Genomic DNA, 24,699 nt, shown 5'->3' on the forward strand with positions numbered 1-24,699 from the left:
TACACATACCTTTATGTAACTTCAAAGTTACTTATCATGACCAGATCAATTAAACACCAGTTCTTCTTCCCACACCCGGCTGAAACAGTTTGGAACTACCTCACCAAACCCGAACTGATGGAGCTGTGGCTTATGAAAAATGATTTCCAGCCCATCGTGGGACTCGACTTTCAGTTCAGAACAAACCCGATACCCAGCCTCGACTTCGACGGGATCTTCTACTGTAAGGTATTGGAGGTTGTTCCCTTTAAGCGGCTCTCCTACTCCTGGAAAAGTGGCCCCGGCGATGGTAAGATCACACTGGATTCTGTAGTATTATGGAAACTGGAACCAACCGATAAAGGCACAGAGCTTTTCCTGGAGCATAGCGGTTTCACGAAAGATGAAAACCTGAATATGTTCAATGCTCTGACCGACGGCTGGCTGAAGAATTTGCACAAAATTGCGGACCGTATAAACGCAGCACAACATGGCAACACCAACACTTGACGCATTCCAGGTAATCGGAGATCCCAGCAGGCGGAAAATGCTGATGCTGCTCTCAGAAGATAGTTTGACCATCAACAGCCTGGCAGATAACTTTGATATGAGCCGCCCCGCCGTTTCAAAGCACATCAAAATACTGTATAACGCAGGCTTTATTTCCATCGAGGATATAGGCCGGGAACGGTATTGCACACTGAAACAGGACGGGTTTAAGGAATTGCAGAACTGGATCTCCTACTTCGATAAGTTCTGGACATCTAAACTGAAAAAGTTAGAAACTTTATTAAATAACAAATTACCCAACTAAAAAGTCAACAACATGTCTGCATCAGATTTTAACACTACCATCCTGGTAGATCAAACGCCCGCGGAGGTATTCAATGCCATTACGAATGTTCGCGGATGGTGGTCCCAAAACATTGAAGGCGGTACTGCACAGCTCAATGATGAGTTTACCTACCAGTTCAAAGACGTTCATAAGTGTACCATGAAATTGACAGAAGTGGTCCCGGATAAAAAAGTTACCTGGCAGGTGCTGGACAACTACTTCGATTTCACGGAAGACAAAACAGAATGGACTGGTACAAAAATCGAATTTGAGATCTCTGAAAAAGAACATCAGACACAGCTTCACTTCACGCACCACGGACTGGTTCCCGCATATGAATGCTATCATGTTTGTTTTGATGCCTGGAGCAACTATATCGGGAACAGCCTGCGCAACCTGATCACTACAGGTAAAGGCCAGCCAAATCCCATTGAGAATGCCATTAAAAATACTAAGCCATGAATATAGGCATTATCGGCGCAGGCGCTATCGGAAGCTGTCTGGCATCAAAATTTGTAAAACTGGGACATACCGTTTCAATCGCTAATTCCCGTGGTCCCGCATCCCTGCAACAAGTGGCAGAGAACACCGGGGCAAAAGCCGTTAGTGTAGAAGAAGCTGCCAGGAATAAAAAAGTGATTGTTGTTACTATTCCCCAGAAAAGCATCACCGATCTTCCTAAAAATATTTTTAAAGATCTTCCGGAAGATGTAGTGGTTATTGACACGGGAAATTATTACCCTACCCTCCGCGATGGCATCATACCGGCACTTATTCAAAGTGGCATCGACAGCCTGTGGGTACAGGAGCAGTTAGGCGTTCCCGTTGTGAAAGTTTTTAACTCTATTGTTGTGGAAAGCCTGGAAGCCCTGGGCCAACCCAAAGGTGCTCAAAACCGCATCGCACTGGCCGTTTCGGGCGATAACGACGCCGCTAAAGAAGTAGTATTTACACTGGTAAACGATGTAGGTTTTGATCCCTTCGATGTGGGTACTATCGCCCAATCATGGAAGCAGCAGCCAGGTTCCACCATTTATTGCAGGGATATTAACCTGGAAGAATTAAAAAAAAGGGTACATGCAATGGGAACTGCATGGACAGACATGCACAATGTAATCATTGGAAAACGGAACAGCGATGAAGTACTGATGAAGACAGACTATCCTGCTTATCTGGAAAGCCTGCAGGATGAACGGCTATTTCTTTAACAGGTCGTTGATGATGGCAGTAGCCTTCTCTTCAAACCCCTCCTCATACCCTTCAATGACCTGGGCAATTTTTCCATTTTTGCCAATGAAATAGAAAGTCGGGAAGCTTGCTACATGGTATGATTGCACCACCTCCTTTGCATCAACATACATGGGATACTTTATGCGATAATTCCTTTGGAATCCAAGAACGGATTTCCGGCTGTCCCTTTCCGTCAGGCTCACCATGGCAACGTTTTGGTTCTTATATTTTTCATGAAGACGATTCAATGGTTTCAGGGAAAGCATACAGGGCGCACACCCGATAAAGAAGAAATCCAGTAACATCACTTTACCTTTCATTTGTGCAGATGACATCTTCCTGCTGTGCGTGAACATCCAAATGCAACAACACTAACAGGAGGCAAATAAATGGCCAGGTAAACCTTTTTATAGTATAAATCATCTTATGGTGGTTAGCGTTATCGACTTGTTTTAACAAGATAGGGCAAATTCCCTTTTTTATGCTTAAATTCTCTCTCCGTGCAGGAACACACTACAAATAGATTTTAACTATTGAAACATAGAAATTAATTGATTGTGATTATTCTTTCAATACCATAACTTTATCATTATGCACAACTAAAAGGTGCAGGCAAGTGTTCTTTCAATACCATAAAACTTCTAAAAATGGGAAAAGAATCAAACGACATCAGTAAATGTCCGTTTCATAATGGCAGTATGAAGCACAATGTTGGCGGTGGCGGCACCAGGAACCGGGATTGGTGGCCCAACCAGTTAAAACTGAGTATCCTGCGCCAGCACTCCTCCAAATCAAACCCGTTGGGTGAAGATTTTGACTATGCCGAAGCTTTTAAAAGCCTCGACCTGGAAGCAGTGAAGAAAGACCTTCATGCACTCATGACTGACTCGCAGGACTGGTGGCCGGCCGACTTTGGTCATTATGGCCCCCTGTTCATCCGTATGGCATGGCACAGTGCAGGCACCTATCGTGTAGGTGATGGCCGTGGCGGCGCAGGCTCAGGACAGCAACGTTTTGCCCCGCTTAACAGCTGGCCCGATAACGTAAGTCTGGATAAAGCCCGCAGATTGCTCTGGCCCATCAAACAAAAATATGGTAACAAAATTTCATGGGCAGATCTCCTGATCCTTACCGGCAATATTGCACTGGAGTCAATGGGCTTCAAAACATTTGGCTTCGCCGGGGGACGTAAAGATGTATGGGAACCGGATGAAGATGTATACTGGGGCTCCGAAACCACCTGGCTCGGTGGCGACCTGCGTTATGCGCACGGCTCCCCCGGCGTGGAAGAAAATCATGGCGTACTGGTATCAGACGACGACGCAGATGGTAATATTCACGGCCGCAACCTCGAGAAGCCCCTTGCCGCTGTGCAAATGGGCCTTATCTATGTAAACCCCGAAGGCCCCGATGGTAATCCAGATCCCATCGCAGCCGCCAAAGATATCCGGGATACTTTTGGCCGCATGGCCATGAACGACGAAGAAACAGTGGCCCTCATAGCCGGTGGACACAGCTTTGGCAAAACCCACGGCGCCGCACCTGCCACCCACGTAGGCGCAGAACCGGAAGGAGCTGACCTGGAAATGCAGGGCCTGGGCTGGAAAAACAGCTATGGCTCCGGTAAAGGCGCAGACACCATTACAAGCGGACTCGAAGTAATATGGACGAAAACGCCTACCCAATGGAGCAATAACTTCTTCGAAAACCTCTTTGGATTTGAATGGCAACTTTCTAAAAGTCCGGCTGGTGCACACCAATGGGTAGCTAAAAACGCAGACAGCATTATCCCTGATGCATACGACAGCTCCAAAAAGCACCTGCCAACCATGCTGACTACCGATCTCGCTCTAAGAATGGATCCGGCCTACGAAAAAATATCCAGGCGTTTCCTGGAAAATCCCGATCAATTTGCAGATGCTTTTGCCCGGGCCTGGTTTAAATTAACACACCGCGACATGGGCCCCAAGGCGCGTTACCTGGGCCCCGATGTGCCGGAAGAAGAACTGCTTTGGCAGGATCCTATTCCTGCGGTTGACCATGCGCTGATAGATGAGAAAGATATTGCGGCCCTGAAAGCAAAAGTACTGGCATCCGGATTAAGCGTATCCGAGCTGGTTTCCACTGCATGGGCGTCAGCTTCCACCTTCCGTGGATCCGACAAACGCGGTGGCGCTAACGGCGCCCGCATTCGCCTGGCTCCTCAAAAATATTGGAAAGTAAATAATCCCACCCAATTACAAAAAGTACTGGATGCACTGGAAAGCATTCAGAAAGAATTTAACGGCGCCCAGTCGGGTGGTAAAAAAGTTTCCCTGGCCGACCTGATCGTACTGGCAGGTGCAGCCGGTGTTGAAAAAGCAGCGAAAGATGCGGGACAAACCATCACGGTTCCCTTTACCCCCGGCCGCATGGATGCTTCGCAGGAACAAACCGACGTGGAATCAGTAGGCTACCTGGAACCTGTGGCCGACGGCTTCCGCAACTACCGCAAGTCAAAGTTCCCCGTGTCTACTGAAGAATTGCTGATAGATAAGGCCCAGTTGCTCACCCTTACCGCACCGGAGTTAACAGTACTGCTGGGTGGTATGCGCGTGCTGAACACTAACTTTGACGGATCTAAACATGGCGTTTTCACTTCCCGCCCCGGCCAGCTTACTACTGACTTCTTTGTGAACCTGCTTGATATGCGCATTGCATGGAAAGCAGTGTCTGAAGACAGGGAACTCTATGAAGGCAGCGACCGCACCACCGGCGAAGTAAAATGGACCGGCACCCGTGCCGACCTGGTATTGGGCGCTAACGCAGAACTGAGAGCTAACGCGGAAGTATATGGCAGCGCAGATGGCCAGGAAAAATTTGTGAAAGACTTCGTCGCAGCCTGGAACAAAGTAATGAACCTCGACAGGTTTGATCTCGCTTAATTAAATTAAAAGAATAACAGGAGCCTCCTTCACCGGGGGCTCTTTTTTTATGCCCGTTTCTCACCAGCGAAACGCCCTCTAAACATACTGCAGCAGCCATTCCTTTGCCTCCGCATCGTTTGTAAACGACTTCATGGGAATAGGCGGCGTTTTTAACTTAAACAGTATATTCATGATCAGCTTCGACAAGCCCGGCTTTGAAACCATTGCCATGGCAGTATATACATGAGGTAATTGCTCTGTTGAAAATTTTCTTGTGGCCTTATCGGGAACAGGAGAATTGGAAAGATAAATCAGCAAGGGTACTTTCTTATTCCCGGTAATCTGTTTCACCAATGCAATATTGCGCGAAATATTCTCTACTGTTCGCAGTGTGCTTTTCGAATAGGAATATAAAATCCCCGTACTATCATAATAATAGTCCGCTATTTCTCCTTCAATAAGTGGAATGTTATTGGGCGGGTTCATGAAATGACTGTTTTATTGTACGCTGTAATTTACTTTCTTAATTCCATCATCGATAATTGCAGACCGGGCCTTAATGGGTACTGTACCCGCCATGGCAGCTTTATTGGAAAAATTTACGGTGACTTTTATCTGGTTGCCGTATATCATTTGTTGCACCTGCCGGTCATCAGAAAGAATATTAAAAGCCGTCACCGGCAGAACCACTGCTTTTTCATGCAATGGGCTCCACACTTTTATATGATCGATGATCCGTGTTTTATTGAGCTTCCATTCAGCCTGATCAATATGGTATAAAGGTGGCGTGTTATATAAAAGTTCCGACAGCATCCGGGTCCCCACTTCATCCTTTAATTTAAGAGAACCATTTTCCCAGTGTGCGGTGGTTATCACCGCATCATTGTAAACAAGGCGGAACAGCGGCAGTGAATAGGTTGGATCAACATATATTTTTTCATAGCGTTCCTTGATGGGTATTACTTTGGTGTAGATAGATGGAATGGTGCCGCCTTGTCCCCAGTAACTCCCAACATAATAAGGGCTGTTTTTATTTTCCCTCAGATCGGGATCGCCCCAGAACAGCACCGGCATTTCCAAACCCTGGGCAAATGCCAGTGATTTAGCCGTAAAATCATTTCCGCCTTCAGATCCTACTACCATCGCCACTTCATTACCGATGTATTCCATCCGCTGGAGACGGGCCTTAAAGTCTTGCTCCTTTGTAGTAACATGACTTGGCGAGTAATCATCAAACACCTCACCGGTAGCATCACAATCTACAAACCAGGAATTGTACGGAATACGATCGCTCAAAATGGCGGCTACCCGCTGTTTTACAGATGAAAATGCCAGCGTGGGATTCAGCTGCCTTCCTACCCCTATAAAACCACCTGTTTTTTTCCCCGAGGCATTGGTCACAGTAGCATTGTCGTATAAAGATGAATCAGGAAACCAGCAGGTACGCCATTCCCTGTCCTCTTTTGAATGAATGGAATGATAGCTGTCGTATGGGCCAATGAGATAACCGGATTTATTAGCTTCTTCTACCAAAAGCGGGTTCTTCAATCCATCTGCCCAATCAGATAAACCGATCCACGCCTTCTTTATTCCCGACTGGTACATATCCGCCATCAGGCTCACATTTTCTTTTCCCCAGTCGCCGGGATCATCTATAACATCTCCCAGTGCCTTTTTTATTAATCGCTTATTCCAAACATACAGTTGCTGCTCGCTCAGCGCGCTTGCTGATGTCCCTGGCATGCTGCCAAAAACATCCGGCTGATACAGCGCTTTCGTCCGGAGTGCTTTATTCAGGGCTTCAAGGATAATTCTTTTCTGATAATCATTAATGGGCGTTTGCTTCTTGCATTCCAGCCACACCTGGTTAAACGCATTGGCAGCATCGTCTTCTTCATTATCTTTTAACGATTGTATAAGCCGGGAAAAAAACTTTTCCTTCGCTGGCCAGGAGGCCTGCAACTGCTTCCACCGGATATTTTTTACGGTAATAAGTCCGTGCGGCCAAAAATAGACATGTGGTGCGCCGTATAATTTCCGGACGTTAGGATTTTTAGCCGCTTTCTCCTCCAGTGTTTCAAACCTGTTTTTTTCCCGGATATAATTTTTATATACGGTACTTACAGCTACGGGATCATTTGCAGTAACATAAATGCTGAAGCCATAGGTTTTGTCCGGGTTAATAGAGGGAAATTGATGGAAGAAGGAAAAACTGATGTCCGGGTTCACATCGAAATGCAGGTCGCTGTTAAAAACATTTTTCAGTACATACACAATTGTATACTCCGGCTTGTTGGCAGCAAAAAATCCCATTGAAAAACTTCCGGGAAAATCTAACGACTGATGCTTTAAAAAAGACTTCCAATAGTTATCCTTAGCGGGAATATATTTCCCCTCCCACAAAGGCAGCATATAACTTTCTGCCCGAACATGCGGCCATACAAATTTGCCGGCGCCTTCCGAGCGGATATTAACGTCGAGGTAGTTTTCTTTCTTTACAATGTTTACCGAAACAAGAACATCAGGATAGAACCACGATACCGAATCAGCGGTCTTTTTCAAATTGGCTACCCGCATGGGAGGCAGCGGATCGCCCGCTTTCTCCGCTATTCCGTTGTAATAAAGATTCAGCTCAAAGGTTTCCGGGATAACCTCAAACGTAAAGTTTGCAGGTACTACCGGTTTAACCTGCTGAAATGCGAATAGTTGCCCATAAGATAAGATACAAACAAGCAGGTTAACACTTATTATGATCCGTACAGTTAACATCCATTCCCGTACTTGTTTCATGCTATTTATTTAAGCGATTTGCTCAAATATACAATTTCGCTAAAATAAACTGCCCTGTATTACCGCCGGCGGCATCGTAGGATGAAACAAGCCAACGATCGTAAACGGTTGCCTGGCACTTGCATGTACATTTTGCGTAGTACCCAGGAAGAAATACAGGTCGCTGTTCCTTGCATATTCGTGCAGGTATTTCTTTCTCACCTCGTTAATGGCTTTCAGTTCCTTATCAGCGCCACGCTGCTTTTGCAGGCTTTTCAAATACAGGGACGCCAGTTGCCAGTCTTCCACCGGCAGGGTGATTTCTTCGTTCTTGTCATCAATAAAACGGAAAGAAAATTTGTACGGCAGCTTTGGCATCGCGGCAAAAGGATCTTCCGGCTGCTCAGCTACCACGCCGCGCAGCAGCTCTTCCTGCAATGCATTCAAACGGTTGCGGTTCCATTCCCGCTCCGTTTCCTCTACCACAAAATCCAGTATCCTGGCAGGTTTGAATACCACCAGTGAAGTATAAAATGCTTCGTGTTTCGCTTCCATGATGACCGTAGACAGGTTACGGTATACATTCTTCAGCACAATGGCTTTCCGCTCACTCCAATGATCTTCCGTTCCCAGGTGCCCGGTCTTTTTTACCGGTGCATCCGGGTTTACCGGTCTGAAACTTTCCAGCCGGAAATCCCGGGTATTCCTTTCGAGATCCAGCTCCACCCAATCGTAGAGCTGATATTGTTCGTCATAGGTTTTCTTTGAAAAAGGGATGGGATATATCCTGATAAAAACGCCGTCTTCCCGGAAACCGGCAATGCTAACCTGCTCCTCATAATGGGAAGATACGGAGGGATAACTTTTAACGGTAATCAAAACTTTTGTCGAAGGCATGCGCAAGATGTTTTATAAATATGCAAATCCAATGGTTTCCGCCAGGGTTATTTTAAATACTTTCTTTCCCCTGGTGCAACGATGAATGATACGGACCATAAAACAATTCCCGGTAACCTTTTTCTATTATGCGCTGTATTAATTCTCTCCTGTAAAACATCCGGCGAAAATAGGTGAATCGTTGAAAATAAAAAAGTTAGCACCGGTTCAGTTCATATTTTTCCTGGTGGTTTACCCACCTTATAGATTTCCTCCATTCCCCCGATCGAAACATTCTATGCGTACAATCCGGCCTATTTTGTGTAATTTGTACGCATAAAATTTTAACACATGAGTTTTCAAGATGAGCTGAAGAAACTTTTTGTTGAAGAAAATGAAATACCCGAGGAATTCCGTATTTCCGAAATTCATCAGAAAGAGTACCTGGTAAACGGGGAAATGAAACAATGGGATGGGCCGGTGAGTGAAGTGTACTCCCCTATCAACATCCCTACTGCAAATGGCCTGAAACGCAAGCTGATAGGCACTTACCCGCTGGGCACCGAAAAAGAAGCCTTTGAAGCGCTGGATGCCGCCCTCGCCGCATATGATAACGGCCGTGGTGAATGGCCTACCATGCGACTGGATGGACGCATCAACTGTTTGTCTGTATTTGCCCGCAAAATGACGGAGCAACGCGCCCTGATCGTAAAGCTGATCATGTGGGAAATCGGGAAATCCTTTGCTGACTCCATCAAGGAATTTGACCGCACCATAGAATACATCAACGCCACCATAGATGCGCTTAAGGAAATAGACCGCAGCTCTTCCCGCTTTGAAATCAAAGAAGGCACCATCGCGCAGATCCGCCGTTCGCCATTAGGGGTAGTACTCTGCATGGGACCATTCAACTACCCGCTGAATGAAACCTTTACCACCCTGATCCCGGCATTGCTGATGGGCAACACCATCCTCTTCAAACCGCCTAAGCACGGCACATTGGTGCATTACCCGCTGCTGCGTGCATTCATGGAATCCTTCCCGAAAGGCGTGGTGAACACCATCTATGGCCGCGGCGCTTCTGTAATACCAGGCATTATGGCCACGGGTAAAATCAATGTACTGGCCTTTATCGGTTCCAGTAAAGTAGCCAACGACCTGCGCAAGCACCATCCCAAACTGAACCGCCTCCGCGCGGTACTGAGCCTGGATGCCAAAAATGCCGCCATCATCACGCAGCATGCAGATATACAAGTGGCCGTGAACGAATGTATCCTGGGTGCATTATCGTATAACGGTCAACGTTGTACCGCCATCAAAATACTGTTTGTGCACCGCTCCATCGCCGACGAATTCAATGCGCGCCTGGGCGAATCTATCGGCAAAATGAAATTCGGCATGCCCTGGGAAAAAGGTGTACAACTCACGCCGGTAGCGGAACCTGGCAAACCCGCCTATATCCGTGAAGTGCTCGACGACGCCATTGCCCACGGTGCAGCCGTTGTTAATGAAAACGGTGGCGCTACCAACGAATCCTTTGTGTTCCCGGCAGTGGTATACCCGGTGAATGATAAAATGAAACTCTACCGGGAAGAACAATTCGGGCCGGTAATCCCGGTTGTGCCCTATGATGATATAGAAGAAACCATTGATTACCTGATCGAATCGCCACACGGCCAGCAAGTAAGCATTTTCAGCAACAACGCTGATGAAGTGGCGACACTGATAGATCCACTGGTAAACCAGGTAAGCCGGGTGAATATTAACAGCCAGTGCCAGCGCGGACCGGATGTATTCCCGTTCACCGGCCGGAAAGACAGTGCAGAAGGAACGCTCTCCGTGCATGATGCACTGCGGTCATTCTCTATCCGCTCACTGGTGGCCACCAAAATGAACGATACGAATAAAAAACTGCTGGAAGATATTGTGAATGAGCATAGCTCCGACTTCCTCAGCACCAATTTCATTTTCTAAAATTACTTTATGCCTTGCAGCTGCCCGCTGCAAGGCATGATACCCGCTTTTAAGATTTCAGGAACCTGGTTAAAACAGACAACACCACTTCTGCCGCAGGCATATGATCCTGGCCTTTCAGCATGGTGTAGGTAACGTTCGGGATGGCAGCATTCAATTGTTTGGCGACTTCCTGAATAGATTCAGGGCTTTTTTCCCCCACAATAATTTGGGTGGGCGTAGTGAGCGTTGCCACCTCCTTTACGGGTGCTAAGCTACTGGCCAAAGTAGTGTCGTAGGCAAGCGTTGGCGCCAAAGCCACCATGGTTGGCCAGTCGGGGAATAAGCTATCAAATGCCTCGCCAGGGATACCAATACCTTCCAGGAATCCGGTGATCGCGGCCTCGTTTTTACCATTCTCCAGCAATTGGTATAAACCCCTGCTGAGGGTTTTAAATTCCTCCAGGTAGGCTTCATTGTGACAATAAGCCGCGTCGTACATTACCAGTTTACTCACTTTGTTGCCGAGTGTCATAGCAGCCTTTAGCGCCAGGATAGCGCCGGAAGAATGACCATACAAAAACGCCCGGCCTCCGGCGGCAGCTATCATCGCCTCAATATCTTCTATTTCACGCTCCACCGCATAAGGCAAAGTATTGCCACTGTCGCCACGGCCGCGGCGATCATAATTGTACACTGTAAATTCTTCCGAAAAAACCGATGCATCGTACAGTACCGGGTTAAATTCACGGTGGCATGTAGCCCCCGTAATATAGATTAAGGCAGGGCCTTTGCCAGTCATATTGTAAGCCAGCTTTGTTCCATCTTTGGAGTGTGTTGTTTTCATCGTGATCTGTTTTTAAAGATTTGTTTAATGTTCCGATGTAATTTCAACACAAAGATAGATGGGCCACTTACGATAGCTTTGTCCAAAAACCGCTTTGAATGGTAAATTTACCTGTTATACTGATTTCTGAATTCCAAAGGGGTGGCGCCTGCATTTTTCTTAAAGAATTTATTAAAATTTGCCGGATCAGAGAAATTAAGCTGGTAACAGATTTCAGCCATATCCAAATCAGTATATAGGATCAGTGATTTTGCCTCGGCTACTATTCTCTCGTGCATTAAGAACAATGCATTCTTCCCGGTGGTGGTTTTGATATACTCGGAAAGATATTTAGGGGTAATGGAAAGCATTTCGGCGTATTCATTCACTGTTCTCCGTTCTATATAATTGTCGTTGACAAGCTGGAGAAACTGCTTCAGCAAAATTGACTCAGGTCTGGTGATCCGCTCCTGCTGCTGGTTAAGCTGGATGAAACTTTTTAATTGATACAGAACAGCCAATATCTTCAAACTGGCTACTGTGTGCAGTTTATCGTCTGCGTTTTCATATGCAATAAAAAAATCCTCAAACGCCAGGGAGAACTCATTATATTTTTCCTGCGATAATTCAAAAAAGTGCGTTTGTTGTACATCAAAAAAAGAAAACTGCTTTTCAAAGTCCGGTCTGAAGAAAGAAAAACAGGGCAGCTTAAAATAAACAAAATATCCATAAGCAAGTCCTGAGTTGTAAAAGCTGGAAAGCAGTCCGGGCGCCTGACAAACGAGAAAGCTGTTCATCCGCACTTCATTCATATTGTCATAAACAATCTGCGACTGACTAACACCACTCATCAGCCCCATAAAATAAAATGATCTTCTGAACGGGGGTTTATAGAATTTTTTTACGTCTTCTCCTTTCCTCACCCGGAAACAAAACAGATCCGGATCATTTGTTCTATCAGGAAACGGCGTACTGGCAAAGAATTCATTAATATCATCGTAAAAAGGAATAACACCTTTGGAATTGCCCATTACTTAGAGATGGTTTTTAATCAAACAGCTAAAGCACCTTATTTTTACTACACTATTGAAGATAGGAAAAATATAGTAAGCTCAAATAACAAAGCGGCGCTTCATCGTGAAGCGCCGCCATATTGTTTATAATTTCACCACTTTAAATGTTTGCCGGAATCCTGTTCCTTCCAGCACCAGCAAATAAACGCCACTGCCGGTTTTCGCAGGGAACCGCAGCGGCTGCCGCACCTGCCCCTGTGTTAACATCCAATAATGAACTACCCTTCCCTGCAAATCAAGCAGGCTTGCATACATTTTCTGTTTCAATGCCCGCGGACATACCACATAAATCACCTCCGCTGCCGGATTGGGATAAACAAAAGCATCCGCCTCGTGCGTGCTACTTACGGAAACCACGGCGGGCCTGGATGTCCGCAGCATAGTACTATCGTTCAGTCCTGTTGAATACCATCCCGCTCCGTAGCTACCCATTGAACTGGTAACAGCATCGGCGGTGCTGGTATCGGTGGGTATTACATTATACGCGCCCGTACGCGTAGTTGAAAATGCGAGCCGGTTTTGTGTGGCTCCGTCATCTGTGCCGTAAGCGATACTGATGGCCGTGAAACCAGCAAGACTGCCACTGCGCACGGCGCAACGCCAGCGTCTTGCAGCAGACAAACTGCTCATGCCCGTACCCGGCGTACCCACCGCACTGTCAGCAGACACCTGCATCAGCAGCGCGCCGGTAACAGACGACAATCCAGTTAATACTACTTTCCTGTACTCCCCCGCAGATCCGGTTGGGAAAGTTTTGGTAACAGGCGTTGCACCTGCAGTAAGCGCCACTGCGCCATTCACAAAACTACTGCTGCTGCCCGAAATACCATTGTATGAAGTATTGGTACAAATCAGCGCTTTGCCTGCCGGCAGGTGGATGATGCCTTCCGTCAATGTGATAGCCGCATTGCTCGACTTCAGCGTGAGACTGTCGCTGAGCATTACGCCACCGGGGTTGTTGATGGTGATGTTATGCAGCGACCGGGTAACAGGGATTTCATGGCCTTCGGTCATGACTTGCCCCGGCGCATTTACATCATGGTTATAAACAACATACAATGCAGCGGTGCTTCCCAATGTATAATTATTGGCGAGCGACGCATGCTGCGAACGCCTGATCTGGCAGTTCACAGAACTGGCGCTGCCGCCTACCTGTGTATTGTCCATGGTGAGATTACTACCGTTATGAAACACGCCACTGATAAGCGTTAGCACCGACGGGATGCTTACAGGTGTTTGCAACGTCACACCGGCGGCATTATTGATTGTAACACTGCGGATGATACCATTCGTATAACTTCCTGTTCCGCCAATCGCGGTGCTATCTGCTGCCGGCCCCATGATCAGGGTGGTGCTCCCCTTTGAAAAGTCGGCGGTGCCGTTGTTTACCAGGTTGCCGTTCACCGTAACTGTTCTGCCAATGGTGCCGTTTCTTGCATAAAATGTACCGGTGTTGTTCACTACCAGGTCGCCGGTAGTGAAGGTGTGAGTGGTAGTGGTATTGAAGCCCAGTGTGCCGGCAATTTCCGTGCGTGTTACTTTCACCGGCGTATTGATCGTAATGGTGCTGCCTGCGATGATCACAGCGGTATCCGCATCTGCGGGTACCACACCACCCTGCCAGCTGCCAGGCAAGGACCAGCTGCCGCCGGTGGAAGCAGACCTTATGAGTTTTCCGATAATAGATGGTGTTACCTTAAACGGGATAGACGCATTGGCAATCTTCCCGCGCTGATCATGTACGTATACATATAACCGGTAGTTGCCGGCGGCCGCCGGCGCCGTAAAGCGGGCGCTGTCGGCATGCTGCGAAACAATCAAACCCGGGAGCGCAGGCAAACTGGCCGTAGCCTCTCCTCCGGCCATAATACTGTTTTCAGGAATGATCAGCCATTCGTAACGCAATGAATCATTATCGGGATCACTGGCGCGTACCCACCCGGTATTAAGAGAATTTGCTTCCACGATCACGGTATCTTCGGCGCGCTTCCCGTTGAAAAGCAGCGAATCCCTGTTGCGGATCACCGGTGCGTGATTCACAGGATACTGTCCCGTCCATACATACTGCATTTCATCAGCAGCTCCGAAAGCTTCTCCCAGCCGGTTATACAGCCCGAACCAGGTAACTACGTCGCCGGAAGATTGATATCCCCATACAAACACAAAGCCACCAAGACAATTATTGGACGCATTCGCAGCAATATGATCCTGGTATATTTGTCGGTACACTACCGCCTTTTCTGTACTGGTTTGTTCCACCAATCCGCCCCAGGGCATTTTCCGTGAAGGCTCCGGATTCATTTGCCAGGTGCCTCTCGGCCCGAACTCCGTAATCATATAGGGTCTTGTCCAGCCAGCGGTTTGCAGGTTGCCCAACACACCGGGAATATTAGGCGCATAGCTGTTAATGGAAAGTATGTCCAATGCTGTAAATCTTTCTTTCAGCAACTTAATCTTCTTTACATCGGAGTTCACCAGTACCGCAGTGGTGAGGTGGTTGGTGTCTACCTCATGGATCATTTCGGCAATATTGTTGAGCGCATCCCAGAAAAGGATATTGGCAGCTGTATCCAGGCTGTTATAGTTGGCATCTGTTTCATTACCGATCGCCCACATCAGCACGGCAGGATGATCCCTGAATGCGAGTACCTGGCTCCGCATATTTTCAAATTGCAACCGCACGGCAGCGGTATCTCCGTAATTCATTTCCTGCTGCTTCTTAATACCCAATCCCAAACAAACGGTGATGCCATGCGCATTGGCGCTGTCGAGCCACGCTGCGGTGGAATCGTTGATACTGTAAGTACGGATGGTATTGCCCCCATAGGTAGCTACCTGCACATGAAAATTGTTGGCGGCGGCGCCTTTAATGTAATACGGCACACCGCCGCGATGCAGGGTATATACGCCCGCAGTTTCTGTCAACGTGGTTTTGACGGCCTGCGCAATCGCGTTGCCCGCAACGGCCAGCACCGTCAGCATAAGTATCAGTTTTTTCATAAGTGGAACGTGGTTTTAAAAAGTGAGTATATCTACCATTCCTCCAGGTAATCCAGGTCTTTATGAAATGTTTCCTGCATGCCGGTAAGCGACCAGAAAGCCAGTGCCAGGCATATCACGCCCACACTGATGCCGGCATACACCAGGGATCCGTTAAAAAGCAGTTGCATGGATTGAAAGAGAAAGGTGAGCGGCACTACTGCGCCGCGCACAAAATTTGGGACGGTAGTGGTCACCGTTGCCCGGATATTAGTGCCAAATTGTTCGGTGGCAATCGTCATAAAAACTACCCAATAGCCAACCGAAAAACCAAGCAGGCCGCATATCCAATAAAAGAGCTGCAGGCTGATACCTGCCGCCAGGAAATAAATGCTGACAGCAGCCATGCAGCAAAACAGGTAAACATATACTACCCGGATCCTGCTTTTTAATAACTGGCTAAGGGCGCCGCTGAAAATATCGCCCACTACAAGGCCGCCATAACACCATGCCACCGCCGCACCGGCATTCACATCGCCCTGGATATGCAGCACTTTCCCAAATTCAGGTGAGAGCGTGATCAGCACACCCACCACGAACCAGAGCGGCACGCCAATGAGGATGCAGCGCAGATATTTAAAGAATCTCTTCCCATTTGTGAAAAGCGCCAGGAAGTTGCCCCTGTTCTCCGAATGCTTCGCCGCCCCGAACATGCCCGATTCTGCCACACCAATGCGCAGCAGCAATAATAAAAGGCCAAGGCCACCGCCAATAAAAAAGCTGGTTCTCCAGGTGAAATACTGTGCAACAAAATATGCCGCCACCGCACCGCTGATACCTACCGCCGCAACAATGGTAGTGGCATAACCACGCTTTTCTTTGGGCATCAGTTCCGCCACCAGCGTGATGCCCGCACCCAGTTCACCAGCCAGGCCCAGACCGGCAACAAAACGCCATAACGCATAGCTCCACACGCTGTCTGCAAAACCATTGGCAATGTTGGCCACGGAATAAAGAAAAATGGAGCCGAAAAGTACAGACAACCGCCCTTTCCTGTCGCCCAGCACGCCCCAGAGAATACCACCCAGCAACATGCCGGTCATCTGCACATTGAGTAATAAAATACCTTTGTTGGTTACATCCTCCCCACGCAGTCCAATCGACTGAAGACTGGGCACACGGACGATGCTGAAAAGCAGCAGGTCGTAGATGTCTACAAAATACCCGAGAGAAGCTACTACTACGGCGGCTAAAACGGCGCCCCTGTTCGACTGTTGTATGTTCGTCATCTGCTATAATTTATTCCGCTCAATTGAAAGTACCTGCCCGTCTTTCAGCAATACCGGCTGTAAAACATCATAAGACAATTCCTGCAGGGTAATATTCCGGTCGAGCGCAAGTGCGGCAGCTGTGCCGGCAGATTGCCCCAGCACCATGAATACCGGCTCCATGCGGATAGAACTGTAAGCCACATGTGAGGCCGACAGGCATACCGGCACCAACAGGTTGACCGCTTCGGAGGACTTTGGTCTTAATGAACGGTAACTGATCGTGTAATAAGTGTTCTTCTGTTTACCATAACTGCCTTCCGCATGTACTCTCCCCTGCGCGTCTACCACGCGGGAAACATGGTGACAATCCAGCGGATAGGTGGCTACTGCCACGGCATCTTCTACCGGCTCCTCTCCATTGCAGTTCCTTTCTGTCATCACATAATCGCTCACCATTCTCCTCGCCTCCCGCACATACAGTTGATGAGGGAAGTTGCCATTATCTGTAAACTCATCTTTCGGTAAACCCCAGCGCTTCATTTCTGTGCGCAGGGAATCGGGTACCCGCGGATCGTTACCCAGGAACCAGAGTAAACCCAGTACATAGTCCTTATGCATTTGAGCGATCTTGTCCCGCTCTGCATAATTGCCTTCCGGCCATCCGTAATTGGCGCCAACGAAATCGGCCTGGTTGGTATCCGTTTTTTTATTGGGCATGGGGGTGAAAGAAATAATATTTTTCAGCATGTAGCCGGGATTCATTTCCAGCATCCTCGCCAGGAATTCATACCAGAGCGGCTGATAGCCGGCAGGTTTTACAATGTCGATACGGTTCGCCGGATCATCGGTCAGCGTCATCCGGTAACAGTACGATTGCGTGCGGTGATCACCTTCCCCGTTTGCACCCGGAATTTTTGGTTCCAGGAAAGGCAGCACACCGGAGGAAGGCTCACCTTTTTTAATATAAGGATCGATAGAACTACTGCCTTTGCCAATGATATCGTTCAGTTTAATACCATTCAACGTTTCATTATAAACACTATTTGCTTCCCTGCCCACGATGTTGGAAACACCGGCGGTTGCCATCAGGTCTCCTTCGTAGGTAGCGTCGATAAATATTTTTGCATGATAGCGATGGCCATTCTCCATTTGAATGGAAACTATGCGGGCATCTTTTTTTCCTACGCCTTTTTTCAGCTGCAGCCTTTCTTTATATACCACAGCCACGCCGGCTTCTTCCAGCATTTTTTTCAGGATATTTTCCGCTACGCGGGACTCATACACCCACTGCATTTTCAGGGAGTCGTTCTTCCCGGAGAAGGTGCGCTTTTTGGAACGTTCAAAAAATACGTCTCTCGATTCGCAACGCCATGCGCTGCTATCACTGTAGTACGTATACAGGCGCTGGTAAAATTGGCGTGTGAGCCCGCCGGCGCTCCTGAAATTATTCAGGTCGGTGGCCGTAAGGCCCGAAGTAGCCACACCACCCAGATGTCCCGTGTTGCTGATCAGCAATACCTGTTTATTCATTTTCGCCGCCTGTATGGCCGCCATTATGCCCGCGGGCGTTTCTCCATACACACATACATCCCAGCGCTTCTGGGCCTGCAACCGGTTACTGCCCAGCAAAATGATCATTATCACCAGGCTACGGATAATTGAAGTCCTCATTTTCGTTATTATTTAAGCATGAGTATAGCTGCACGAACAGGTACCTTCCTGTTCGTGCCAGCCGGAAAAAAGTTATCTGATCAGAATCCCGGGTTCTGTTCCAGCAGCGGATTGGTATCCATTTCCTGCGACGGAATAGGGAAAAGCGTGTCGGAATCCCTCACTGTTATAGCCGGATCCTGCGCGTTCATGGCCTGTTTCAGTTTGCCGGTACGCAACAGGTCGAAGCGCCGCTGCCCTTCAAACGCAAATTCCAGCCGTCTTTCTTTCAGTACGGCATCCTGAAATGCCGCAGCGCTCAAACCTCCTGCAAGATCTTTTGCAGACGGCGTATTTACCGGCAGGCCATACGCACGCCTTCTTACCTGGTTAAATGCCTCCAGCGCTTCGGTGCTGCCGGGGCTGGACATATACAGCGCTTCCGCGAACATCAGCAATACATCTGCATAACGGACAATGTAATAGTTATTACCGCCATCATTCACATTCAGCGCTGCAGGATCTTTAAATTTGGCAACGTAATAAGGATTTTTTATCGTGGCAGGCGCTTTGGGATCAGTGGTATAGGAATACTTAATCACGTTTACATCCCTCCGCAGATCGCCCTCAGCATAGGCTTCATAATGATTCTTAGTAACAGGATTATCGCCATTGCCGCCGAAGCCGGGACGCTTATCAAACGACGGACGATAGAAACCCGCAAAGCTGCTGGGAATATTACCGGAACCGCTCAGGAATTGCACTTCAAAAATGGATTCCGTTTTATTTTCATTAGCGATCAGGAATACATCCTGGTAAGATGCCCAAAGCGAGTAACGCCCCGATGTGATCACCTTCCGGGCCTCTTCCACTGCCTTTGTATATTCCTTCCGGGTCAGGTAGGTTTTTACAAGCATTGCCGTAGCAGCGCCACTGGTGGCCCTTCCGGCGTTCACCGCATCGTAATCCGGCGGCAGGTGCTCCGCACCAAACTGGAAGTCGGCAATAATCTGCGCATACACTTCTTCTTCAGTAGCTCTTTTAACGGCAAGATTATTCAACGAAGTGGTAGGTGCAAGCTGCAATGGTACCCCGCCAAAAAGACGAACGAGGTTAAAATATATCAGCCCCCGCACAAAACGGGCTTCCGCCTGCATACGTTGCTTTTTATCGCTGCCAACGGCCGTCATGGCCCCGATATTTTCCACCGCTGTGTTGGCGCGGTTGATCACCTGGTAAGAAGTGCTCCAGAACTGGTAGAACAAATTAGTACCGGCATCGAAATTGAATTTATCCAGCGCCGTTTTATCGGTATTGCTGGTGTTGCGGCCAAAGCCCCACTCACAGTCGTCCGTGCCTTGCGACTGTATCACTTCCATGAACTGGTTGTAGAGATAAGAGCTGGTCATGCCGGAATACACGGCATTGACGGCAGACACCGCATCTGCTTCTGTTTTATAAAAGTTGTCCGTGGTATAAGTGCCTTCCGGAACGCCGTCGAGCTTGGCGCAACCCGCTGCCGCCAGCGTAAAAAATATGATGATGAAATAAAATGCAGATCTCATGACAAATGATTTTGATTAGAAGCTGGCATTAATACCAAAAGAAATCGTACGTGCGTTCGGGTAAGCGCCGGAGTCGAAGCCCGGGCTTACATTGTCTGACCCATAACGGCTTACTTCCGGATCAAGCCCCGAGTAGTTGGTGATGGTGAACAGGTTCTGTACATTCACATATACCTTTGCAGCGAGTTTGATGCGTTGCAGGTTTGCCTGCGGCAGATTGTATCCCAACTGTACCGTTTTCACCCGCATGTAAGAGCCGTCTTCCACCATCCGGTCCCACGAACGGGCGGTTGGCTTCACGGTGGTAGCACGCGGAATATTCGTATTGGTGTTATCGGGTGTCCAGCGGTTAAGCGTGGTAGTGCTCTGGTTTTGCAGGCCGGTAAGATTTTCCAGCGTACTGGTGTTAACGTTATACAGCTTGTTACCGTAAACGCCCTGGAGCAGCACCATCAGGTCGAATCCTTTCAGTGAAAATGTATTGCTGAATCCGAAAGAGAATTTCGGCTGTGCGTTACCCAGTAATACGCGGTCGTCGTCGTTGATCTTTTTGTCGCCGTTTACATCCCTGAAGCGGATATCACCAGGTTTGGCAGTTTTTTGGGCAGAAGCATCCACTTCTTCCTTCGACTTAAAAATGCCATCACTGGCAAAGCCGAAGAAAGTGCCTAGCGGCTGTCCCACCTGCACAATGGTGGATTGATTAGGTCCCTGGCCTGCAAAGAGGCGTTCGGCACCGGCAAGGTCCAGCACTTTGTTCCTGTTGAAAGAAATATTAAAACCGGTTTCCCAGCGGAGATCCTTTTCCAGCGGCGTAGCATTTACCGTGAACTCTATCCCTTTGTTTTCTACCTGTCCCCTGTTTTGCAGTGAAGTGGAAAAACCCGACGTGGTAGGAATTTTCACATACAACAACAGGTCGCTTGTTTTTTTATAGTACACATCTGTGATAAAAGTCAGCCTGTTATCAAAGAATCCGAATTCAAGACCGATATCCGATTGCGCGGTAGATTCCCAGCGCAGATCCGGGTTGCCTACCTGTGAAGGCGTAAGCCCTATCACGTTCACGCCGCCGATGGAATAGTTAGCCTTGCCCATCAGGTCGAGTGAAGGATAATTGCCGATGCCGTCCTGGTTGCCGGTGAGGCCATGACTCACCCTTAACTTCAGGTTACTGAAAACATGCAGGTCGCGTATGAAAGGCTCCTGGTCCAGCTTCCAGCCCACTGCTGCCGAAGGGAAAAAACCGAAGCGGTTGTTTTTCCCAAAACGCGAAGAGCCATCGTACCGGCCGGTGAGTGTAAGCAGGTATTTGTTCCGGAAGCTATAGTTGATCCTGCCGAGGTAGCTGAGCAGCGCCCACCTGGCAATGCTGGAAGAAGAAGGTTGCACAGAGGCCGCATTGCCCAATGCGTTGGTGCCGAGGTTATCGTTCAGGAAACCTTGTGCTTCTGCACCGAGCGACTGATAAGAAGAACTTTGCTGGGTGAAACCACCGAGCAGGTTGAGCTGATGCCCGTCACGGTTCATCGTGTAGTTAAGCGTATTTTCGTTTAACCATGTAAAGGTTTGATTGGTGGATACTGCTGCATTTCCGCCCAGCTGAGATCCGGAATACACGGCTTGCGGAAGGTATGTATCATTGCGGGCGAAGCTAACGTCGGCGCCCCAGAGTGTTTTGAAAGTAAGCCCTTTGATGATGTCAATACTGGCGTATACATTTCCCAGCGTACGGTAAACGTTGTTATAGTTCTTATAGTTTTCAATCAACGCCACCGGGTTATCGAAAGGCGCGCCCTGGTTGTTCACTTCTGTATAACTGCCATCCGGCTGGTATATAGGAAGGTTGGGAGCGGTAGTGGCCATTGTAAACAGGGAGGAACTGTTCACCCGGTTGGTGCGCACATTACTGATGGTAAGGCTGCTGCCGAGTTTAACATTATCCCGGATATCTTTATCAAGATTAGCCCGCAACGAATACCGCTTCAGATCAGACGCCCGCACAATACCCTGCTGGTCAAAGTAATTGGCAGTAACAAGGAAGCGGGTCTTTGGATCGCCGCCGGAAAATGACAGGGAATAGCTTTGTATGGGAGCCGTTCTGAAGATCGCGTCCTGCCAGTCGGTGGTGGCGGGCGTTTTGCTGAGATCATATAATTCAGGGCCGTTTTCAGCAACACTGGCTTCATTGGCCAGCTGCTCAAACTGCCCCGCATTCAGCAGCGAATATTTTTTGAGCACCTGCTGCGAGCCGTAGTAGGAATCAAATGTAACGCGTGAATCGCCGCGTTGTCCGCGGGAAGTGGTGATGAGCACTACGCCGTTGCCCCCGCGTGAACCATAAATCGCCGTTGCCGAAGCATCTTTCAATATTTCAATGGAGGCGATATCGGTAGGACTGATACTGTTCAGTGGGTTAAGCGATGTACCATCGCTGCCCTGATCCGCAAATACCGGCACACCATCTATCACATACAGCGGTTCATTGCTGCCATTGATGGAGTTACCACCACGCACGCGGATAGAAGATCCTGCGCCGGGCATACCGGAGTTCTGCACAAAGGTAACACCCGCTACCCTGCCCTGCAATGCCTGATCCACAGAGCGGATAGGCGTTCCTTCCAGCGTTTTGGTATTTACCGAAGCGATAGCGCCGGTTACATCTCCCCGGCGTTGTGTGCCATAACCTACCACGATGAAATCACTCAGGGCAGTATTCTCCATCGTGATAACTACCGTAATAGTTTTACGTCCATTTACCGCAACATCTGTTGCCTTATAGCCAATCATGCTGAAATGCAGGGTGGCTGTAGGCAGCACCGATAATATAAAGTCGCCGCTATCATTCGTAACCGTGCCTTGTTTTGTTCCCGGCACCGAAACGGATACGCCCGGAACCGGTTTGCCATCGGCATCCGTTACCTTACCACGCACCTCAATGGCGGGATCGGCCGCCTCGTACGTTTTTTGTTTTACAACAATCGTTTTGCCTACGATGGTATAAGTCAGCGCAAACTGCCGGAAACAAAGGTTTATCGCGTCCTGTAATGTGCCCTCCGTAATATCTACGCTGACCTTTTTTGCGGGATCCAGCAGTGCATAGTCAAGAAAAAATACGTAGCCCGACTGCCGCTCAATATTCCTGATCAGGTGTTCGAGGGATACGTTTTTTTCATGAAGCGTGACCTTTTGCGCGTAACTACTGCTGGCGTGTACCTGGCAAAAACATGCCAGTAAAAGAAAGTATGTCAGTTTCATAATGAGCCTGATTTTTCTGCCCGGTAAAAGGCGGAATCGCCTGGTAACAGGAAAATGTTTCTCGCTCAGGTTTTTGAAGAGACCTGATAATTGCATAAATTGGAATTGTTTAGGTGAGATAATCAATCTTTCATACACGGAATTATTGTAATGATAACCTGAACAAAACGGAGGTGGTAACGACACTTCCGTTTTTGGTTATATTACCATTGCTGTCATTTCATAAGTGGACAATGTTGGTTGTTGATCGTTTTTATTGGTGAATAATAATGGTATCGCCTTTCATGGAATATTGAATGCTGCTAAGCTCCAGTATTTTGAGCGCTTCACTCAGCGGCACATTCCTCGGTATCTTGCCCCAGAACTCTCTTTTTCCGGTATTGCCTTCATAACGAACTTCCACATCATACCATCGCTGCAGCTGCCGCATTACATCCGTCAGCGGCGCCCTGTTGAACTGGAAATAGCCTTCTTTCCAGGACACTGCTTCGTCGGTATCTGCCGGACCAACGGTGATACTGCTGCCACCGGCCGCCCAACTGGCCTGCTGCCCCTGAACAAGGCGAACACGCTGACTGTTATGACTCACTTTCACCGCGCCCTGTAACAAGGTGGTTTTTACGTTTGCTTCATTCTGGTAAGCCATAATATTAAAGCGGGTGCCCAGCACCTCTACTACGCCGCTGCCCAGCTGTACTTTAAACGGCATATTATCCCGGTGTGCCACTTCAAAGTAGCCTTCGCCGTTGAGTATCACCGTGCGCTCTTTCCCGTTAAACGCAGTCGGGAAACGCAGGGATGATGCTGCATTGAGCCATACCATCGTACCATCCGGCAGCTCTATTTTGAACTGACCACCCCGTGGTGTGGCCAGTGTATTATACACCACGGCAGCATCTGCCACCCGGCCTGCTTCATATTTTAATTGTCCGTTTATCCGGATCACTTTTGCCGTACCCTGACTGGGGATCACTTCATGAGCGGCACTGTCGAGCACTACTGTGGCGCCATTGGCCAGGGTGAGCGTCGCTTTGCTGCCGCCCGGCATAGCATCCTTTGCGGCGCTGGCCAGCGTGGTGGCGGGCGCTGTAATTTTTGTGGTACGGGAATACTGCCACGCAAAAGTGGCGACTGCCAGCAACAGCACCGCCGCCGCCACTTTCGGCAGCCATTTTTTATAGAGCGGGATTACCTTCACGGGTTGCGCGGCAAGCAGCAGTTTTTCTCTTACCCGGTCGCGCCAGGGCCCTTGCACTTCAGGAGCGGGCAGGCCAAACGAAGCATTCATTTCCCCCAGCAGCAAACGGTTGGATGCGTCCTGCTGCAGGAAGTCGAACAGCTCCCTGGTTTCCGCGGGAGTGCAGTTATTGTCAAGAAAGCGCCGCAGCAGTTGCTGGTAATGATCTTTTTCCTGTGGCATGTATCAGTTTTGTACGCAGTACGTGGACCTGCTTGTAATATATACTGTCGCCGGAAAAAAGAGGGTGGGTGGGTGAATAAATAATTTTTATTATTATATAAACAGCCGG

The 24,699-nt window shown here is 48.4% G+C and carries 18 protein-coding genes; 6 read left to right on the forward strand and 12 right to left on the reverse strand.

Features of this window, described 5'->3' with window-relative positions:
- The first annotated feature begins 36 nt into the window (after positions 1–36).
- The 4 genes from ACLHR0_RS16175 to ACLHR0_RS16190 are packed head-to-tail and all read left to right on the forward strand — an operon-like array spanning position 37 to position 2,022.
- Entirely contained in the window at positions 37–489 is a 453-nt protein-coding gene (locus ACLHR0_RS16175; protein ID WP_436487914.1) for an SRPBCC family protein, read from the forward strand.
- On the forward strand, positions 470–793 hold the full coding sequence (locus ACLHR0_RS16180; RefSeq protein ID WP_436487916.1) for an ArsR/SmtB family transcription factor: 324 nt from the start codon (positions 470–472) through the stop codon (positions 791–793). Before ACLHR0_RS16175 ends, ACLHR0_RS16180 begins: the two co-directional genes overlap by 20 nt.
- A gap of 12 nt (positions 794–805) precedes the next feature.
- Positions 806–1,276, forward strand: a complete 471-nt coding sequence (locus tag ACLHR0_RS16185; RefSeq protein WP_436487918.1) for an SRPBCC family protein — start codon at positions 806–808, stop codon at positions 1,274–1,276.
- The gene (locus tag ACLHR0_RS16190) at positions 1,273–2,022 is read left to right on the forward strand and encodes an NADPH-dependent F420 reductase (protein WP_436487920.1); all 750 of its coding nucleotides are present in this window, start codon (positions 1,273–1,275) and stop codon (positions 2,020–2,022) included. The genes ACLHR0_RS16185 and ACLHR0_RS16190 overlap by 4 nt, the downstream gene beginning before the upstream one ends.
- Here ACLHR0_RS16190 and ACLHR0_RS16195 read toward each other — a convergent pair.
- Positions 2,011–2,379 (reverse strand): peroxiredoxin family protein, encoded by a 369-nt coding sequence (locus ACLHR0_RS16195; protein WP_436487922.1) that lies wholly within the window; start codon positions 2,377–2,379, stop codon positions 2,011–2,013. The genes ACLHR0_RS16190 and ACLHR0_RS16195 overlap by 12 nt on opposite strands.
- Before the next feature lie 312 nt (positions 2,380–2,691).
- Between ACLHR0_RS16195 and katG the strand changes: the two genes are divergently transcribed.
- Complete coding sequence (gene katG / locus ACLHR0_RS16200) at positions 2,692–4,968, forward strand: catalase/peroxidase HPI (protein ID WP_429063817.1); 2,277 nt, start codon at positions 2,692–2,694, stop codon at positions 4,966–4,968.
- 78 nt (positions 4,969–5,046) lie between these two features.
- Here katG and ACLHR0_RS16205 read toward each other — a convergent pair whose 3' ends face one another.
- The 3 genes from ACLHR0_RS16205 to ACLHR0_RS16215 are packed head-to-tail and all read right to left on the reverse strand — an operon-like array spanning position 5,047 to position 8,616.
- A complete protein-coding gene (locus ACLHR0_RS16205) occupies positions 5,047–5,436 on the reverse strand; it encodes an STAS/SEC14 domain-containing protein (RefSeq protein WP_436487924.1) in 390 nt (129 codons plus the stop codon).
- A gap of 12 nt (positions 5,437–5,448) precedes the next feature.
- Entirely contained in the window at positions 5,449–7,740 is a 2,292-nt protein-coding gene (locus tag ACLHR0_RS16210) for a glycoside hydrolase (RefSeq protein ID WP_436487926.1), read from the reverse strand.
- 39 nt (positions 7,741–7,779) lie between these two features.
- Positions 7,780–8,616 carry a hypothetical protein gene (locus tag ACLHR0_RS16215; protein WP_436487928.1) on the reverse strand — a complete coding sequence of 279 codons (837 nt, stop codon included), beginning with the start codon at positions 8,614–8,616 and terminating at the stop codon, positions 7,780–7,782.
- Positions 8,617–8,946: 330 nt separating this feature from the next.
- Between ACLHR0_RS16215 and ACLHR0_RS16220 the strand changes: the two genes are divergently transcribed.
- Positions 8,947–10,569 carry an NADP-dependent glyceraldehyde-3-phosphate dehydrogenase gene (locus ACLHR0_RS16220; RefSeq protein ID WP_436487929.1) on the forward strand — a complete coding sequence of 541 codons (1,623 nt, stop codon included), beginning with the start codon at positions 8,947–8,949 and terminating at the stop codon, positions 10,567–10,569.
- Between the two features lie 49 nt (positions 10,570–10,618).
- Here the strand turns inward: ACLHR0_RS16220 and ACLHR0_RS16225 are convergent, their stop codons facing one another.
- From ACLHR0_RS16225 to ACLHR0_RS16260, 8 genes are all read right to left on the reverse strand, one after another.
- Positions 10,619–11,395: an alpha/beta fold hydrolase gene (locus ACLHR0_RS16225; protein ID WP_436487931.1), complete on the reverse strand. Its 777-nt coding sequence runs from the start codon at positions 11,393–11,395 to the stop codon at positions 10,619–10,621.
- Positions 11,396–11,502: 107 nt separating this feature from the next.
- A complete protein-coding gene (locus ACLHR0_RS16230) occupies positions 11,503–12,405 on the reverse strand; it encodes a helix-turn-helix domain-containing protein (protein WP_436487933.1) in 903 nt (300 codons plus the stop codon).
- A gap of 126 nt (positions 12,406–12,531) precedes the next feature.
- Positions 12,532–15,447 carry a T9SS type A sorting domain-containing protein gene (locus ACLHR0_RS16235; protein ID WP_436487935.1) on the reverse strand — a complete coding sequence of 972 codons (2,916 nt, stop codon included), beginning with the start codon at positions 15,445–15,447 and terminating at the stop codon, positions 12,532–12,534.
- Positions 15,448–15,479: 32 nt separating this feature from the next.
- Entirely contained in the window at positions 15,480–16,715 is a 1,236-nt protein-coding gene (locus ACLHR0_RS16240) for an MFS transporter (protein ID WP_429049288.1), read from the reverse strand.
- A 3-nt stretch (positions 16,716–16,718) separates the two neighbouring features.
- Positions 16,719–18,368: an FAD-dependent oxidoreductase gene (locus ACLHR0_RS16245; protein ID WP_436487938.1), complete on the reverse strand. Its 1,650-nt coding sequence runs from the start codon at positions 18,366–18,368 to the stop codon at positions 16,719–16,721.
- An 80-nt stretch (positions 18,369–18,448) separates the two neighbouring features.
- Positions 18,449–19,912 (reverse strand): RagB/SusD family nutrient uptake outer membrane protein, encoded by a 1,464-nt coding sequence (locus ACLHR0_RS16250; protein ID WP_436487940.1) that lies wholly within the window; start codon positions 19,910–19,912, stop codon positions 18,449–18,451.
- 15 nt (positions 19,913–19,927) lie between these two features.
- Positions 19,928–23,170, reverse strand: coding sequence for a TonB-dependent receptor (locus ACLHR0_RS16255; protein WP_436487942.1), 3,243 nt, complete (start codon positions 23,168–23,170; stop codon positions 19,928–19,930).
- A 253-nt stretch (positions 23,171–23,423) separates the two neighbouring features.
- Positions 23,424–24,590: a FecR family protein gene (locus ACLHR0_RS16260; RefSeq protein ID WP_436487944.1), complete on the reverse strand. Its 1,167-nt coding sequence runs from the start codon at positions 24,588–24,590 to the stop codon at positions 23,424–23,426.
- Between the last annotated feature and the right edge of the window lie 109 nt (positions 24,591–24,699).

Origin of the sequence: Chitinophaga sp. ARDCPP14 (genome assembly GCF_051362515.1) — a bacterium.
In the GTDB taxonomy this organism is placed as follows: Bacteria; Bacteroidota; Bacteroidia; order Chitinophagales; family Chitinophagaceae; genus Chitinophaga.

Coding starts and splice junctions, on each gene's coding strand:
- ACLHR0_RS16175 (WP_436487914.1), top strand. CDS start 37: ATGACCAGATCAATTAAACACCAGTTCTTCTTCCCACACCCGGCTGAA.
- ACLHR0_RS16180 (WP_436487916.1), top strand. CDS start 470: ATGGCAACACCAACACTTGACGCATTCCAGGTAATCGGAGATCCCAGC.
- ACLHR0_RS16185 (WP_436487918.1), top strand. CDS start 806: ATGTCTGCATCAGATTTTAACACTACCATCCTGGTAGATCAAACGCCC.
- ACLHR0_RS16190 (WP_436487920.1), top strand. CDS start 1,273: ATGAATATAGGCATTATCGGCGCAGGCGCTATCGGAAGCTGTCTGGCA.
- ACLHR0_RS16195 (WP_436487922.1), bottom strand. CDS start 2,379: ATGTCATCTGCACAAATGAAAGGTAAAGTGATGTTACTGGATTTCTTC.
- katG (WP_429063817.1), top strand. CDS start 2,692: ATGGGAAAAGAATCAAACGACATCAGTAAATGTCCGTTTCATAATGGC.
- ACLHR0_RS16205 (WP_436487924.1), bottom strand. CDS start 5,436: ATGAACCCGCCCAATAACATTCCACTTATTGAAGGAGAAATAGCGGAC.
- ACLHR0_RS16210 (WP_436487926.1), bottom strand. CDS start 7,740: ATGAAACAAGTACGGGAATGGATGTTAACTGTACGGATCATAATAAGT.
- ACLHR0_RS16215 (WP_436487928.1), bottom strand. CDS start 8,616: ATGCCTTCGACAAAAGTTTTGATTACCGTTAAAAGTTATCCCTCCGTA.
- ACLHR0_RS16220 (WP_436487929.1), top strand. CDS start 8,947: ATGAGTTTTCAAGATGAGCTGAAGAAACTTTTTGTTGAAGAAAATGAA.
- ACLHR0_RS16225 (WP_436487931.1), bottom strand. CDS start 11,395: ATGAAAACAACACACTCCAAAGATGGAACAAAGCTGGCTTACAATATG.
- ACLHR0_RS16230 (WP_436487933.1), bottom strand. CDS start 12,405: ATGGGCAATTCCAAAGGTGTTATTCCTTTTTACGATGATATTAATGAA.
- ACLHR0_RS16235 (WP_436487935.1), bottom strand. CDS start 15,447: ATGAAAAAACTGATACTTATGCTGACGGTGCTGGCCGTTGCGGGCAAC.
- ACLHR0_RS16240 (WP_429049288.1), bottom strand. CDS start 16,715: ATGACGAACATACAACAGTCGAACAGGGGCGCCGTTTTAGCCGCCGTA.
- ACLHR0_RS16245 (WP_436487938.1), bottom strand. CDS start 18,368: ATGAGGACTTCAATTATCCGTAGCCTGGTGATAATGATCATTTTGCTG.
- ACLHR0_RS16250 (WP_436487940.1), bottom strand. CDS start 19,912: ATGAGATCTGCATTTTATTTCATCATCATATTTTTTACGCTGGCGGCA.
- ACLHR0_RS16255 (WP_436487942.1), bottom strand. CDS start 23,170: ATGAAACTGACATACTTTCTTTTACTGGCATGTTTTTGCCAGGTACAC.
- ACLHR0_RS16260 (WP_436487944.1), bottom strand. CDS start 24,590: ATGCCACAGGAAAAAGATCATTACCAGCAACTGCTGCGGCGCTTTCTT.